Annotated in this window: 16 protein-coding genes; 12 read left to right on the top strand and 4 right to left on the bottom strand. The window is 38.9% G+C overall.

Annotated features, from left to right (window positions below):
* The first annotated feature begins 32 nt into the window (after positions 1 to 32).
* Positions 33 to 770, top strand: a complete 738-nt coding sequence (locus tag LJY09_RS14170; RefSeq protein WP_028412936.1) for a hypothetical protein — start codon at positions 33 to 35, stop codon at positions 768 to 770.
* 149 nt (positions 771 to 919) lie between these two features.
* On the opposite strand, the gene LJY09_RS14165 is transcribed toward LJY09_RS14170, so the two are convergent.
* Both LJY09_RS14165 and LJY09_RS14160 read right to left on the bottom strand, forming a co-directional pair.
* Positions 920 to 1831, bottom strand: a complete 912-nt coding sequence (locus LJY09_RS14165) for a DMT family transporter (RefSeq protein ID WP_028412937.1) — start codon at positions 1829 to 1831, stop codon at positions 920 to 922.
* Between the two features lie 167 nt (positions 1832 to 1998).
* Entirely contained in the window at positions 1999 to 2145 is a 147-nt protein-coding gene (locus LJY09_RS14160; RefSeq protein WP_013057506.1) for a hypothetical protein, read from the bottom strand.
* A 218-nt stretch (positions 2146 to 2363) separates the two neighbouring features.
* Between LJY09_RS14160 and LJY09_RS14155 the strand changes: the two genes are divergently transcribed.
* Both LJY09_RS14155 and LJY09_RS14150 read left to right on the top strand, forming a co-directional pair.
* Entirely contained in the window at positions 2364 to 3254 is an 891-nt protein-coding gene (locus LJY09_RS14155) for a LysR family transcriptional regulator (protein WP_028412938.1), read from the top strand.
* Positions 3255 to 3339: 85 nt separating this feature from the next.
* Positions 3340 to 4512: an iron-containing alcohol dehydrogenase gene (locus LJY09_RS14150; RefSeq protein WP_028412939.1), complete on the top strand. Its 1173-nt coding sequence runs from the start codon at positions 3340 to 3342 to the stop codon at positions 4510 to 4512.
* 36 nt (positions 4513 to 4548) lie between these two features.
* On the opposite strand, the gene LJY09_RS14145 is transcribed toward LJY09_RS14150, so the two are convergent.
* The gene (locus LJY09_RS14145; protein WP_028412940.1) at positions 4549 to 4881 is read right to left on the bottom strand and encodes a hypothetical protein; all 333 of its coding nucleotides are present in this window, start codon (positions 4879 to 4881) and stop codon (positions 4549 to 4551) included.
* A gap of 199 nt (positions 4882 to 5080) precedes the next feature.
* Here LJY09_RS14145 and LJY09_RS14140 point away from each other — a divergent pair, with 199 nt between their 5' ends.
* The 7 genes from LJY09_RS14140 to LJY09_RS14110 all read left to right on the top strand — a co-directional run bounded on the left by LJY09_RS14140 (position 5081) and on the right by LJY09_RS14110 (position 11617).
* The gene (locus tag LJY09_RS14140; RefSeq protein ID WP_228307256.1) at positions 5081 to 6118 is read left to right on the top strand and encodes an EAL domain-containing protein; all 1038 of its coding nucleotides are present in this window, start codon (positions 5081 to 5083) and stop codon (positions 6116 to 6118) included.
* A 172-nt stretch (positions 6119 to 6290) separates the two neighbouring features.
* The gene (locus LJY09_RS14135) at positions 6291 to 7535 is read left to right on the top strand and encodes a YeeE/YedE family protein (protein ID WP_028412942.1); all 1245 of its coding nucleotides are present in this window, start codon (positions 6291 to 6293) and stop codon (positions 7533 to 7535) included.
* A gap of 313 nt (positions 7536 to 7848) precedes the next feature.
* Positions 7849 to 8955, top strand: a complete 1107-nt coding sequence (locus LJY09_RS14130; RefSeq protein WP_014459640.1) for a CapA family protein — start codon at positions 7849 to 7851, stop codon at positions 8953 to 8955.
* A gap of 92 nt (positions 8956 to 9047) precedes the next feature.
* Positions 9048 to 9233 carry a DUF4083 family protein gene (locus LJY09_RS14125; RefSeq protein ID WP_013057499.1) on the top strand — a complete coding sequence of 62 codons (186 nt, stop codon included), beginning with the start codon at positions 9048 to 9050 and terminating at the stop codon, positions 9231 to 9233.
* Between the two features lie 100 nt (positions 9234 to 9333).
* Positions 9334 to 9567, top strand: a complete 234-nt coding sequence (locus LJY09_RS14120; protein ID WP_028412944.1) for a hypothetical protein — start codon at positions 9334 to 9336, stop codon at positions 9565 to 9567.
* Between the two features lie 104 nt (positions 9568 to 9671).
* Positions 9672 to 10157: a GNAT family N-acetyltransferase gene (locus LJY09_RS14115; RefSeq protein WP_028412945.1), complete on the top strand. Its 486-nt coding sequence runs from the start codon at positions 9672 to 9674 to the stop codon at positions 10155 to 10157.
* A 128-nt stretch (positions 10158 to 10285) separates the two neighbouring features.
* A complete protein-coding gene (locus LJY09_RS14110; protein ID WP_014459643.1) occupies positions 10286 to 11617 on the top strand; it encodes a TIGR00366 family protein in 1332 nt (443 codons plus the stop codon).
* Positions 11618 to 11686: 69 nt separating this feature from the next.
* Here LJY09_RS14110 and LJY09_RS14105 read toward each other — a convergent pair whose 3' ends face one another.
* Positions 11687 to 12526, bottom strand: a complete 840-nt coding sequence (locus LJY09_RS14105) for an SDR family oxidoreductase (RefSeq protein WP_228307255.1) — start codon at positions 12524 to 12526, stop codon at positions 11687 to 11689.
* Between the two features lie 230 nt (positions 12527 to 12756).
* On the opposite strand from LJY09_RS14105, the gene LJY09_RS14100 reads away from it, so the two are divergent.
* Both LJY09_RS14100 and LJY09_RS14095 read left to right on the top strand, forming a co-directional pair.
* Complete coding sequence (locus LJY09_RS14100) at positions 12757 to 13719, top strand: carbohydrate ABC transporter permease (RefSeq protein WP_028412947.1); 963 nt, start codon at positions 12757 to 12759, stop codon at positions 13717 to 13719.
* Entirely contained in the window at positions 13719 to 14546 is an 828-nt protein-coding gene (locus LJY09_RS14095) for a carbohydrate ABC transporter permease (protein ID WP_013057493.1), read from the top strand. Before LJY09_RS14100 ends, LJY09_RS14095 begins: the two co-directional genes overlap by 1 nt.
* The last annotated feature ends 6 nt before the right edge of the window (positions 14547 to 14552 follow it).

Genomic DNA, 14552 nt, shown 5'->3' with positions numbered 1-14552 from the left:
TTAACAAATAAACGAAAGGAATGATTTGACGAATGAAAAAACGAACCGAGCGTGTTTATTTTCATGCTGCTATATTTATGCTGGTGGGAACGTTAGTAGGGTGTGCTGGAAACAAGGACGAAAAATCCATAGAAGAAACCACAAGTGAAATGAATATAAATTCCTCAGTAAAAGAAGCTACAGGCAAAACGGATGGAAGCCCCTCAACAAAAGAAGCTGCGAGTAAAACAGATGAAAGTTCCTCAAGCAGTGAGTCGAAGCAATCAGACAAAGCTGATAAAAATGACGCCTCTTCAGAAAAAGCTGTTGATGAAAATTCCGATAGCATTTCGTCTGGAAATAGTAATTCAAAGGTTAGTAAGAAGGAAGACAAAAAAACACTATCTAATTATTCGAGCAAACAAATTGAATATGCTCGAATTTGGTTACAGCTAGGACCAAATCAAGAGATAGATGAGCTAAATGTTCGCCACATTTCAGCCGGAGAATTAGTCAATATTTATGACGATACTAGTGCTAGCTATCCAAAAGACGTTGTTACATTAGAGGGTTCTCGTTCTGTTGATGGTTCAGTGACTTATAGTAGTAACGGAAATGGTACAATTAACGTGTACAACGTTCCTTCACATTGGTCCAGTTCTGCTCAGGTAGATAAGGGTTTTATGAAAAATTACACAGAGGATATTATTCAAAATACAAAGCTGGTTCACGTTGACCCAGGTGAGGATAAAAAAATCATAGAATTAATTAATATAATGAAGGTTCATTAATGAAACTAACAATCGTTTTATTCAATTAGATCAGTAAAATTTCATACGACTAACGCTCAGGTTTTTCCTGAGCGTTAGTCGTTGTCATCTATAGTGTGGATTTACTAGTAAAATAGCTTTTAGCAATTTCTCCGCATCCGTTACTCTTGTTAGTTTGCTTTTTTAAGTTTGAGAGCTGTTTTAGGAGCAGGGCTTTTTTTAACAATATACAAACCGCTAAAAATAATAAGTCCTCCAAGCAGCTGCATGGAATTGATGGTTTCTCCAATGGCTACAGCAGCAAAAACAACGGCAAATAAAGGAATAACATACATGTAAACCATTACTTTTGTAGATCCAATTTTTCCAATTCCTACATACCACATTACTAGTCCGTACACCGTCACGAACAAAACAGAGTATGCCAAAGAGCTCCAGCTGCCTACATCTGTTGGCCAGATAAGCGTTTGATAGGTGAAAAGACAGTAGACAGTAAGAGGAATAGCTCCGATCAAAGCAGACCAGGCAGTCACGCGCAAAGCAGAATATTTTACGACTAAAGGTTTTGCTAAAATTGGATACCAGCCCCACGCAACGGCCGCTACAATCCCCATGATATTTCCGAACCATGCAAGCTGCGACAGCGCATGACTAGAGTGACCAAACAGCAGTACAAACGCAGCACCGAAAAAAGCAAGCACAGAGCCTAGCTGTGTTTTTAACGAAAAAGCTTCATGCTTATATAAGATAGCTAAGATTCCTGTGAAAATAGGAGACATCGAAATAAGTAAAGAAGCATTTGTAGCTGTCGTATATTTAACAGATACCATAAACAGCGTTTGATAGAGTGTAACGCCTACTATGCTGACCGCTATTAAACGTCCCCAGTCTTTCTTTTCGATCCGAATGCCTCGCTCTACTATTCCTGTAATAAGTAAAAGAATAGGAGCAACCATTATAAAACGCAGCGCGCTAAATTGGATAGAAGACATATGAGCAACTCCAAATTTTCCGATTGTATAATTGGCTCCCCAAATTAACGCAACGGATAATAATATCCATTCCAGCCAGCCTTTTTTCATGTCATCACCTCGTGTAAGTATAAAAAGTAAATAAGTGCGGATATCCTTAGTTACAAAGTATACAGGAAGAAATTATGTAAAAGGCCAGCCAATTCAGGTATTTTTATCTCATCCACTTGTTTATAATACAAACAAAAACGCAGCTGCAATGGCTGCGTTCATGACTGTTATCCACATTGTTCTATCTCATCTAATCGCACAAGTTCGACTTTAAAAGCATGATCAATCGGTCGAATTTCACAGTACCCTGAATCATATACGTGAATCAGTACAAAGCGTTTTCCTTTATATAGCACTTCTTTGTAGGCTGTCACGAGATACACCCTTTCTTTTCATAAGTTTGTTTTTCATTCTATGAACAAAAAACGACGTAATTGCCTAATATAAAAAGAATTTTTAAGGTTGATAAAATTGCTTGGCAAAACAAGTTCGCTTATACTGTACTGTGATTCTATTTACGTATAGGTTCTGATTAAGAACAGCTTTAGCATATGGATAACGAAACAAAACAGTAGTACATAAGGAGCAGTACATGGATATTAACTATTTATATACATTTAAAGAAGTAGCGAAGTGGGGGAGCTATACACGAACGGGCGAGGAATTAGGGTATGCTCAGTCAAGCGTTACCACTCATATAAAAAAATTAGAAGATCATTACGGTCAAAAACTATTTGAACGAACAGGACAAAAAATGAAGCTGACTCAGCCTGGTGAAGAATTGCTTTATTATGTGAATCAAGTAACCGAGTTATTAAATGAAGCAAAAGAGCGCCTTACTACGAATGAAGATGCTAGAGGAACAGTTTCAATAGGAACCGTGGAGTCGCTGGCCGCTTATTTTATTACACCGTATATTCGTGAATTAAAAAAGCAGCACCCTTCTCTAAAGATTATGCTAGAAGCGGGTTTATGTCCAAATTTAACACAAGGGATTATTGACGGAAAGTATGACGTAGCCGTTTTGCTTGATCGCCTTCAAACCTCTTCAAGTTTAGAAGTGATTCCTATTCGAAAAGAAAACATGGTTATGATTGCTTCGCCTTCGCATTTTTTTAGTGAAAAAAACAACGTTGTAATGGAAGAGTTTGAAGGTGAAACCATCATTTTAACCGAGAGTGGCTGCCCTTATCGTACGCTTTTAGAAGAGATGATGCGCAGCAGGGGTATTCATATGCAATCGGTGATTTCATTTAGCAGTCTTGAAGCAATTAAACAGTGCGTAGCGGATAATTTAGGTATTGCTCTTGTGCCAGAAATAGCGGTAAAACAAGAGATTGAAAATGGAAAACTGATTAAAATCCCGTTTGACCATGAAGAATTTTATCTTTATTCACAGCTCATATTCAAAAAGAAAAAATGGCTGACGGCACCCATTCAACACTTGATTTCACTTGTACAAGAAGGTTATCAAAAATATTGATAATAGATATAGAGAATCTTCAATAATGATGAAGCTGCTTTCGTGATACACTTTTTACAAGAAAAGAAAACTAGAGGTGTAGAACATGAATATATTTTTGCAGCACAATCCTACCAAATTATACTTTGGAAAAAATCAAATTACGAAGCTATCGCAAGAGCTTGCTTCTTACACTAAACAAGTAAACGTTCTGTTAGTATACGGAGGAGGAAGCATCAAACAAAATGGCGTATACGACGAAGTGAAAGCTGAACTTCAGTCTATTAACGCAGTTGTTCACGAGCTGTCTGGTGTAGAACCGAACCCTCGTTTGACTACGGTAGCTAAAGGCGTTGACATATGTAAAAAAGAAAACATTGATTTTCTCTTAGCCGTTGGGGGAGGAAGTGTGATTGATTGTACAAAAGCTATCGCAGCTGGAGCCGTGTACGAAGGGAATACATGGGACTTAATTACACGCAAAGTAGAGATTACAGGTGCTCTTCCTTTTGGAACGGTCTTAACACTTGCGGCAACAGGATCTGAAATGAATTCAACTTCTGTTATTACAAATTGGGAAACAAAAGAAAAGCTAGGTTGGACGTCTTCTCATGTATTTCCCGTCTTTTCTATCTTAGATCCGGCGTACACGTTTTCAGTGCCGCGCGACCAAACAGTCTATGGAATTGTTGATAGTATGTCGCATGCGCTTGAACACTATTTTCACCGCACAGAAAATACGCCGATGATCGACGGTTTTATTGAATCATTGCTAAGAACAGCTGTACAAGAAGGTCCTAAGCTTCTTACAAATCTGACTTCTTATCAGTATCGTGAAACGATGATGTATATAAGCACGACGGCGTTTAACGGAAGCTTAGCAAACGGAACGGACGGGGGAGACTGGGCTACTCATCGTATTGAACATGCTTTGTCGGCCGTGTATGATATTCCCCACGGAGGCGGCCTTGCTATCTTGTTCCCTAATTGGCTGGAGCATGTGCTAAAAGAAGATCCTTCTCGTGTAAAACAACTGGCTGTAAACGTATTTGGCATCAACCCAGAAGGAAAAAGCGATGAAGAAACAGCAATGGAAGGTGCAAAAGCGCTTCGCACTTTCTGGAATGACTTAGGAGCCCCGAACAGCTTGCGTGACTATGATATTGATGACTCTGAATTTGATGCGATTGTTGAAAAGACCTTTGTAAAACCAGGTGTTGGTACTTATAAAGAGCTTGATTATGCAAGCGTTCGAGATATTCTAGAAAGATCCAAATAAAAAGACGAGCTGCCTGCTCGTCTTTTTTATATGTACTTAATAATCCATTAGAAAATAAAGAAAGAGAAAAAAGCACAGCAAGATGCAGCCTGCTCCTACCGTTATTTCGGAAAAACCTTGAATAAACGTATTTTTGGAAATGCCTCCTTCATTTTGTAGCTGAAATACGCGTTTTCTTTTGCGCTCATGAACGATTACCAACGAACCAAAAGCAACCGATAATAATGTAAAGAGCGGCACCACAATTAAAAACAGTTTAATAGAATACGCCCAGTACGATATATAGAGCGTATAATACATTGCTCCAGTACTTAAGGCAAAGAGTAGTAAAGAAAATAAAAACCACTTCGTAAAACGGTTTTTGCTCATGTATAGTTCACTTCCTTTTATCAAGTGCGTCTTATGATGTAGACAATAAAACACGTCTATCATTTTACCAAAACTTTTTGGTACATTCTATTTTAGCGAAAAAATAGGGTTTGCAAGTTTCTTAAAAGTGGTATAGTTCCTAAGAACTATCCGTGTATACATACAAAAAACTGATGATAAATGAGGGAGAAGATGAGCTATGGGGTGCGACGCGTGTCTGCCAATTAGGACAGGATATACGGTTTCTTTTCAGCAATCAAGGGATGTGAAGAAATTGGAAAAATACTTTAAAGATATTTCTCAAAACCAATGGAAGACTCTTGGAGAAGATATGATCTGGATGAGGGAAGATATCTTTTGGAGTTTTATGGATTATGTTCATCAGCATCTAGACCCTCGGCATGTGTGGGCTGTAGAAGCCAAGCAGCGGAGCCCGTTTGAAAACCTGCGGCGTATGGAGCCAATCACCGCTTTCCAAAAAATGAAAGATGCCTTGTGGGTTGATGAGCTGATTGAAGACAAGCGAATTTGCTCGTATTATCAGCCGATTGTATCGGTTGATCATGAACGCGTGCATATCGTTGGCCACGAAATTTTATCAAGAGGATTAGAAGAAGACGGAAGTATTATCCCTCCTTTTAAAATGTTTGAAGCTGCTCAAATAAGAAATAAAACCTTCGCTCTTGACCGAGCCTGCCGCTTAGAAGCTGTAAAAAATGCTAGTATTATTGATCATCAGCTGATTTTTATTAACTTTATTCCTACAGCAATATATAACCCTGAGCATTGCTTAGCATCTACATTTACATTAATTAAAGAATTGAATATAAAGCCCGAGCAAATTGTGTTTGAAGTGATTGAAACGGAGGATGTTCAAGATATTGAGCATTTAAAAAACATTTTGAATTATTATCGCTCCCACGGATTTAAATATGCTTTAGATGACGTAGGAGTTGGCTATAATACGCTGAATCGGCTTTTAGAAGTGGAGCCTGACGTCGTGAAATTGGCATTTGAATTCACAAACGGAGTCAGTAAGAATGAGAAACAGAAAAAAGTGGCCCAAGAGATGTTAGCTATCACCCATAAAATGGGGGCACAGGCTCTTGCAGAAGGTGTAGAAACAGAAGAAGATTTAAAATGCCTGATAGAGATGGGTTATGATTTGTTTCAAGGGTATTATTTTGCAAAGCCTAATCCTAAACCTTTAAAAGAGATTCATTCTATTTACGTTTAGCAGCCAAAAGCAGAAGAACAGAAACTTCTGCTTTTTTTATGAACGAAAGTAAGAATACTCAAAAAATAAACAATTCACTTTCATTTTGCTAAATAGTTTACAGAGAAAGGGAAGTGCTATAAGATGATAAATATTAATTCTTAGTATTTCTATCAGAAAAGGAGTGGATGATTTGGCACAAACGTTGCACTCATCATATAAATCAAAGCCAACTACTGTTGTAACAGAATTAAGCCCTATGCAAAAGCCGTTATTTTCAGGAGGGGTTATAGCAGCGGTTATTTTACTTCTAGCGATTGTGCTAACGACTGATTGGACGCAAGGTGTGTTATTTATTATCGGTCTAGCACTAGGAATGACGCTTCTTTACGCACGTTTTGGCTTTACATCAGCGTTTCGCCGACTCGTATCTGTCGGCAACGTTCAAGGCTTGCAAGCGCATATGCTTATGCTAGCGATTGCGTCAACGCTGTTTGCTATTATTTTAAGTACAGGCTTTAGCTTTACAGGGGTAACGCCAAAAGGATATGTTTCACCTGTAGGAGTCAGCGTGATAGTTGGTTCGTTTATGTTTGGAATTGGCATGCAGCTAGGAAATGGATGTGCCTCAGGAACGCTGTATTCGTTAGGCGGTGGCTCTTCTTCCATGATTTTAACGCTTTTAGCCTTTATTGTAGGCTCTATGTTCGGGGCGTATCATTTGCCATTTTGGCAAAAACAACCTTCGCTTCCTCCTATTTCATTAGCTGAATCGACAGGCCTTGGTTATTTTGGTGCTTGGATTGTACAGCTTATCGCGTTTGCAGCGATTTACTGGATTACGATTCAAATTGCCAAAAAGAAAAATCCGCCTATGATGAAGCAGCTTCCTACGACAAAAGGGTGGAAAAAGATCATTCGCGGCTCTTGGCCTCTATTCACTGCAGCGATTGTACTGGCTGTATTAAATGCATTAACGCTGGCTGTGAGAGGAAATCCTTGGGGTATTACTTCTGCCTTTGCTTTATGGGGCGGAAAAGCAATGATGGCAGCTGGAATAGATGTATCAAGCTGGGGATTTTTCCAAGGTGCAAATGGAGAAGCGCTAACGCAAAGTGTGCTAGCAGACTCTACCAGCGTATTGAATTTTGGGATCATACTAGGCGCTTTCATTTCAGCGACGGCGCAAGGAACGTTCAAACCAGGAAAGATTAAACCCGGGGTTGCAGGAGCAGCTGTTGTGGGGGGCCTTTTAATGGGATATGGTGCGCGACTTGCTTTTGGCTGTAACATTGGCGCTTACTTTGGCGGCATTGCTTCATTTAGTCTTCATGGATGGGTATGGATGGTTATGGCAATGCTTGGCACAGGCTTAGCACTATTTATCCGCCCGTTATTTGGACTCAAAAATCCTAAATCTAATGATTCGATTTGTTAAGTTTAAATAAAACCTTCTTTGCATGAGCAAAGGAGGTTTTTATTTTAGGTGCCGTTTGGAATCGCTCTGCTATTTTGTGAATCACTTGAAGTTTAGTACAGCTCATCGGCTTTCTGCGCATCGTTTCCGCTGCTTTTCTCTTAGCCAAATCCTCTTGTTCTAACCCAAAAAGAATATAAAAACTTCCTTTTTTTATAAAAATTTCACTTATTTTGCCGATAAAACAGGAGAATTGTATGTATTTGGCGAAATAAGCAGTAAACACCAAGTCCAGACACAGTTATTAAAACGTAAAAAGGGGTTTTAACGTTACATGAACAAGTATTTAAAAAAAGCTGTTATTTATGGAAGTTTGTGTTTTTTATTAGGAGCGTGCGGAGGAGCAGGAGAACAAACCTCTTCTGAGCCGCAGAAAAAAGAAGAAACAGTAAAGTCTAAAGAAGAAGCGAGTAAAAAAGAGAAAAAAGACGCAATCAATACAACCATTAAAGTTAGCGCAGCAGGAGATTTTACCTTAGGAAACGATGAAAGCTTTGGGTACGATTCTACTTTTAACGACGTAGCAGCAAGAAATGGCCTGCCGTATTTTACGCAAAATGTAAAATCGATCTTTGAGCAAGATGACTTAACAACGGTTAATTTAGAAACAACGCTGACAACTGCGACGGAAAAAGCAAGTAAAACATTTCGTTTTAAAGGTGATCCTTCGTTTGTAAATATTTTAAAACAAGGAAGTATTGAAACCGTTAACTTGGCTAATAATCATACGCATGATTATTTACAGCAAGGATATGATGATACACGAGAAAACTTAAAGAAAAGCGGAATAGGCTATTTTGGCTATGAAGATACATATATTACAACGGTAAAGGGAGTCAAAGTAGGATTGCTTGGATATCCGGGCTGGGATGACACAAAAGAAGTAAGAAGTCAGATTAAAGACGGAATTAAGTCTTTAAAAGAAAAAGGCGCTAAAATTATTATTGTGCATTTCCACTGGGGATCTGAACGACACTATGTTCCTGATACAGCGCAGCAGGCACTGGCGAAGTATACAATTGATAACGGAGCAGATTTGATTTTAGGTCATCACCCTCACGTTGTTCAAGGAATTGAAGAATACAAAAATAAATTTATTGTCTATAGCTTAGGAAACTTTATGTTTGGCGGAAACAAAAATCCAAGTGATAAGGATACATTTGTATTTCAGCAGACGTTTACGATTAAAGATGGAAAGCTAACGACTAATAAAGACATCAATGTGATTCCATTCCGCATTTCTTCCACAACGGCGCGAAACGACTACCGACCTACGCCTTTAACAGGAGCAGAAAAGGACCGGGTAAAAAATAAACTGATTGATGTTTCCAATCAAATCAAACAGGAAAAGTGGACGGTCTACGATGAAGATAGTAAATGAAGCTCTCAGCACTGAGAGCTTTTTTTATAAAATAAAGCGATATACATCCAAATAAATAATATAATGTAAAAAAATAGATTAAAGGTGGAACTATGGTTAATATAGGTGATATTATTTTTCAAATTCTTATGCTGCTGATCCTGATAGGAATAGCAGGAGTAATAATTGCATTTATTATAGGCCTAAAAAGGTTGATTCAAAAGCAGGGGGCAAATGAAAAAAGGCTTCAGAGAATGGAACAAAAATTAGATGATATGCTGAAAAATAAAGAGTCATGACTATACAGAAGCACTGTTAACACATCAGTGCTTCTGAACTTGACATTTTATAAAAAAGCAGTAAGATATGTATACATCGTTTATATAGGGAGGAAGTTACATGGCAAAGTCAAAAGCAAAAAAAATGCGTGATAAAATGACGCGTGAAGGAAAACGAAATCCAGAATTAAACCGCAGCCTGTTTATATTTGCAGACATGGAAACGCGCAAAACCAAAACAAAGAAGGAAAAACTTCAGCATCAGCACACAAAACATAAAAAACGATTATCAGACGGAGCGTACAGTACCGGAGATGATCGTTTTTTTATTGCGCTTCATACATCTACAAAATGAAAAAAGAGCTTTTTGACTATCTATCTTCACTTTGCCTCAAACATTTTTACTGTAAACTTTCACAAAAAACCCTTATGATAGGAAAAGAAGGAGATGAACTAAGAATGCTTACGATTGAAAAAGTACCTAAAAGCCAAGCGGGCGTTTTGCAAAATTTGTATTCTCTTTATCTCCATGATTTATCTGCGTATACACCTTCTTTAGATATTCGCGAAGATGGAGCTTTTCATTTTGAAGAGCTGCCCTTGTTTTGGAAAGTAGAAGGCCTCTCGCCATACTTTATTAAAGTAGATGATAAGCTGACGGGCTTTTTTTTACTTCTTGAACAGCCCGCACTTCAGCAAGAAGCAGATTACTGCATCAATGATTTTTTTATCTTAAACAAATACCGAAAGCAGGGTATTGCTTCTGAAACGGTAAAAGACATTTTCTCTCATCGAAAAGGAACGTATATGATTATTGAGCTTGCAGGCAATAAGCGGGCTATTTCATTTTGGAAACATATTTATGAAAGCTTACATATTTCCTTTCAAGAAAAGAAAATTGAACTTGACGGAGAGCCAACTCTTATTCAAACGTTTAGCGTGTAAAACCTTTCTGGAAAACAGAAGGGTTTTTTTATTTAAACTAAATATTAACAATTTTCAACAAATTATGTATAATTAAAGATGCTTGTCGACATTTATTCACAGGAGCATTCCTGTAAAGGAGGAGTAAAATGAAAGCGTTATCTAATTTCTTCACGGCGCTTGTTCAGCGCTTTTTACCTGATCCGTTTGTATTTGCTTTAATCCTGACGCTGATTTTATTTGTATCAGGTATTGTTTTTACTCCTCACGGGCCGATTGAGATGGTTCAGTTTTGGGGAAGCGGCTTTTGGAACCTTCTTGCATTTGCGATGCAAATGAGCTTAGTGCTTGTCACAGGGCATGCGCTTGCCAGCTCGCCGCTTGTAAAGAAGTGGCTTGTAAACATAGCACTGTTAGCCAAAACTCCGGCGCAAGGGGTTATTCTGGTCACGCTAGGCGCAGCCATGGCTTGTATGATTAACTGGGGGTTTGGCTTAATTGTAGGTGCGCTGTTTGCGAAAGAAGTAGCGAAACGCGTGCCGGGATCTGATTACCGGTTTTTAATTGCCTGTGCTTACATAGGGTTTTTAACATGGCACGGAGGCTTGTCAGGTTCGATTCCTCTTGTCGCTGCTACACCTGGAAACCCAATGGAAAAAACGGCTGGACTTATTCCGCTGTCAGACACGATTTTTACAGGCTACAACTTATTTATTACCCTCGGATTATTAATTGTCCTTCCTATTATGACAAGACTGATGATGCCGACGGGAAAAGAAGTGGTAGAAATTGATCCAAGACTGTTGGCGGAAGATGAAATGGCTCCGGCTACAGTTGTTGAGACAACTTCTTCTAAGCCAACATTTGCTGTACGCATGGAGAACAGCAGGTTTTTAAGTCTAACAATTGCACTTCTTGGGTATTCATATTTAATTTATTATTTTGCTACAAACGGTTTTAAAATGGATATCAACACAGTGAATTTATTGTTTTTTACGACGGGTATTTTACTTCACCGCACGCCTTTATCCTATATGAATGCCGTTTCCAATGCTGCGAAAGGAACCGCTGGGATTGTGATTCAGTTTCCATTCTACGCAGGTATTCAAGGCATGATGGAGCTATCAGGCTTAGGCGGGAAGCTAACGAACGCATTTATCTCGATTTCAAATGAAACGACATTTCCGTTTCTTGCGTTTTTAAGTTCTGGCGTTGTGAACTTTTTTGTTCCGTCAGGAGGAGGACACTGGGTTGTACAAGGACCTTTTATTATGCCGGCAGCTGAACAACTCGGCGTAGATCCGGGAGTCGCTGCGATGGCCATTGCTTACGGAGAAGCATGGATGAATATGGCGCAGCCGTTTTGGGCACTACCTGCACTAGCTATCGCAGGGCTCGGAGCACGCGATATAATGGGCTACTGCGTGACGACCTTAATTGTATCAGGCTTTATTTTTGCTATAGGACTAACGTTTTTTTAATACGAAAAGGTCAGCTGAAAAGCTGACCTTTTTCATTACTTTTTTCTTTCCCAAGCGTATCTATCTACTTTATAAACCAACTTCGCGCGCACTCCAGTCCCAAAATTCTTCTGCAAGCCGCTCATTTTTTGCTCTTGAAGAAGGAGGAGTCAAGCGTTTTTTATAAAAATAAGCGCCGCTAATATGCGTCACTTCAGGACTGTCAGCTAAATAAATAGCTGTTTCGGCACCTTGAAGAGGTGTTAAAAAGAAAGGGCGAAGCACGGCGTGAATGCTTTTTCCAAAACCTGTTTGACGATTAACGCCGATAGCGGTAGAAACGGCTCCGGGGTGAAGGCAATTTACGGTTACAGAGGTGTCTTTTAACTTTTTACTTAAATGAACCGTAAATAAGTTATTTGCTAATTTAGACTGAGAGTATCCTCGCCATATTCCGAATCCTGTTGTTAAGTGAGGGTTGTTGAGGTCTATTTTCCCCGCTTTATGAGCACCGGATCCAACGTTTATAATGCGTCCCTGTTGAGATTTTTTCAGCGGATCTAAAAGTAAATTAGTTAATAAAAAGTGACCCAAATGATTGACACCAAGCATCATTTCAAATCCGTCTTGTGTTGTTTCCCGCTTAATTGTCACGACGCCCGCGTTATTAATCAGCACATCAAGTACACTGTAGCGAGACGTAAAGTCTTCACTGAAAGCCCGGATACTGTCAAGAGAACCTAGGTCACAGGTCATAAGAGATATGGAATCCGATCCGCTTTGGCGTTTCGCTTCTTCTAAAGCGGCATTTCCTCTTTCTTCATTTCGGCATACCATAATGACTTCGAATCCTTTTTTGGCTAGTTCAATCGTTGTGGCCAGCCCCATTCCTGAATTGGCACCTGTAATTAGCGCTCGTTTTGCTGTCATGAGTATGTTCCTCCCAACTACATCTTTTTTCTAGTGTATAAGATAAGAAGATATGTCGTCCACTTCTAGCTTTTTCTTATATTTCTTTCATGCTTTAGAAAAGTATGTAAAATGTGCACAGGGGAGAAAATGTTGCACAAAGGTCAATATTTTACACCCTACTCGTCAATTAAAGCGGTTTCATAAATAGCGGATTTCGCTAAAATAAGACATAGGGAGGTGCTAGTAAGATGAATAGCCAAAGTAAATTACAGGAGACAGAATATGTTCCTTTAGAGCAAGAACTTAAAAGAGAACCATCAGTTAATACGAAAAAACGTAAAAATTTGAAAAATGCAGGTTTATTTGCTCTATTTGTAGGGCCCGCACTTTTAGCGTTTTGTGTGATTGTACTTATACCATTTTTTACAGGGATTTATTACTCATTTACAGACTGGAACGGAGTAAACGGCACGATTAACTGGGTGGGGCTTGATAACTTCAAGTACTTGTTCACCGAAGATAAGCAGTTTCAGCAGTCGTTTTGGATCACAACAAAATATACGGTCGTTGCGATTATCTTAACGAATGTGGTTGGGTTCGTGTTAGCAATCCTTGTTACTCAAATGTTAAAAACACGAAATATTTTACGTACGGTTTTCTTTATGCCGAATTTAATTGGCGGACTTTTACTAGGATTTGTATGGCAGTTCATTTTCGTAAAAGGATTTGCATCTATCGGACAAATCACGGGAATCTCGCTTTTTGAACTTCCTTGGTTGGGAGACGCAAAAACAGCATTTTGGGGCATCGTGATTGTAAGTGTATGGCAAGGAGCAGGTTATATCATGCTTATTTACACAGCAGCACTGCAAAACGTACCGCAAGAGCTTATTGAAGCAGCAAAAATTGACGGAGCAAGCAGATGGCAAATTCTTCGTCACATTACAATTCCAATGGTAGCGCCGGCAGTAACGGTTTGTTTATTCTTAACGATTTCATGGTCATTTAAAGTATTTGATGTCAACTTATCATTAACAAACGGTGGTCCATTCAAATCAACAGAAATGTTAGCGCTTAACATTTATACAGAAGCATTTGTGAATAACAGATACGGTCTAGGTGAAGCAAAAGCCTTAATTTTCTTCATCGTCGTAGCAGCGATTACGATTATTCAAGTAACATACACGAAGAAGAAGGAGGTTGAATCGTAATGGGAAACAAATATACGAGCAAAACCTTTATTGTTGAAATTTTAGCGGTCCTGCTTGGACTAGTGTTCTTGGTTCCCTTTTATTACGTGCTTTCAAACTCGCTGAAGTCATTTGCAGAAATTTTATCAAACACATCGGCACTGCCAACAACGATTCAGTTTCAAAACTTTGTTAATGCATTTAACCAAATGAACTACTTAAAAGTGCTTAGCAACTCGCTAATCATTACAGTCATCAGTAACGCAGTTCTAGTCATCTTCTGTTCAATGGCAGCTTACATGCTGGTTCGAACAAAGAAAAAAATCAGCAGCATTATCTTTATGGCATTCGTAGCGGCAATGGTTATTCCATTTCAATCCATCATGATTCCACTTGTAAAAGTAGCAGGAAACTTAAATCTGTTAAACAGCATTTGGGGTATTGTGATCATGTACTTAGGCTTCGGTTCAGGTATGACGATTTTCTTATACCACGGATTTATTAAAGGAATTCCAGTTGAGCTAGAAGAAGCGGCAATCATCGACGGATGCTCACGTCTAGGCGTATTCTGGAGAATTGTATTCCCGTTATTAAAGCCAATTACAGTGACTGTCGTCATCTTAAACAGCCTATGGATTTGGAATGACTTCTTACTTCCGTCTCTTGTTTTGCAAGATCCTGAGCTAAGAACGATTCCGCTTGCGACATTCTTCTTCTTTGGTCAGTATACAAAGCAGTGGGATTTAGCACTAGCAGCACTTGTAATCAGTATTATCCCGCTATTAATCTTCTTCTTTGCAATGCAAAAACACATTGTTAAAGGAATTACAAGCGGTTCAATTAAATAATAGAAG

The organism is Priestia sp. J2 (assembly GCF_020790095.1).
Classification (GTDB): Bacteria; Bacillota; Bacilli; order Bacillales; family Bacillaceae_H; genus Priestia; species Priestia zanthoxyli.
This window is presented reverse-complemented; position numbering and strand designations above follow the sequence as displayed.

Excerpts from the sequence above, each read along its gene's own strand:
- LJY09_RS14165 (WP_028412937.1), bottom strand. The coding sequence starts at position 1,831 with ATGAAAAAAGGCTGGCTGGAATGGATATTATTATCCGTTGCGTTAATT.
- LJY09_RS14140 (WP_228307256.1), top strand. The coding sequence starts at position 5,081 with ATGGGGTGCGACGCGTGTCTGCCAATTAGGACAGGATATACGGTTTCT.
- LJY09_RS14095 (WP_013057493.1), top strand. The coding sequence starts at position 13,719 with ATGGGAAACAAATATACGAGCAAAACCTTTATTGTTGAAATTTTAGCG.
- LJY09_RS14155 (WP_028412938.1), top strand. The coding sequence starts at position 2,364 with ATGGATATTAACTATTTATATACATTTAAAGAAGTAGCGAAGTGGGGG.
- LJY09_RS14105 (WP_228307255.1), bottom strand. The coding sequence starts at position 12,526 with ATGACAGCAAAACGAGCGCTAATTACAGGTGCCAATTCAGGAATGGGG.
- LJY09_RS14125 (WP_013057499.1), top strand. The coding sequence starts at position 9,048 with ATGGTTAATATAGGTGATATTATTTTTCAAATTCTTATGCTGCTGATC.
- LJY09_RS14150 (WP_028412939.1), top strand. The coding sequence starts at position 3,340 with ATGAATATATTTTTGCAGCACAATCCTACCAAATTATACTTTGGAAAA.
- LJY09_RS14145 (WP_028412940.1), bottom strand. The coding sequence starts at position 4,881 with ATGAGCAAAAACCGTTTTACGAAGTGGTTTTTATTTTCTTTACTACTC.
- LJY09_RS14170 (WP_028412936.1), top strand. The coding sequence starts at position 33 with ATGAAAAAACGAACCGAGCGTGTTTATTTTCATGCTGCTATATTTATG.
- LJY09_RS14110 (WP_014459643.1), top strand. The coding sequence starts at position 10,286 with ATGAAAGCGTTATCTAATTTCTTCACGGCGCTTGTTCAGCGCTTTTTA.
- LJY09_RS14130 (WP_014459640.1), top strand. The coding sequence starts at position 7,849 with ATGAACAAGTATTTAAAAAAAGCTGTTATTTATGGAAGTTTGTGTTTT.
- LJY09_RS14115 (WP_028412945.1), top strand. The coding sequence starts at position 9,672 with ATGCTTACGATTGAAAAAGTACCTAAAAGCCAAGCGGGCGTTTTGCAA.
- LJY09_RS14100 (WP_028412947.1), top strand. The coding sequence starts at position 12,757 with ATGAATAGCCAAAGTAAATTACAGGAGACAGAATATGTTCCTTTAGAG.
- LJY09_RS14120 (WP_028412944.1), top strand. The coding sequence starts at position 9,334 with ATGGCAAAGTCAAAAGCAAAAAAAATGCGTGATAAAATGACGCGTGAA.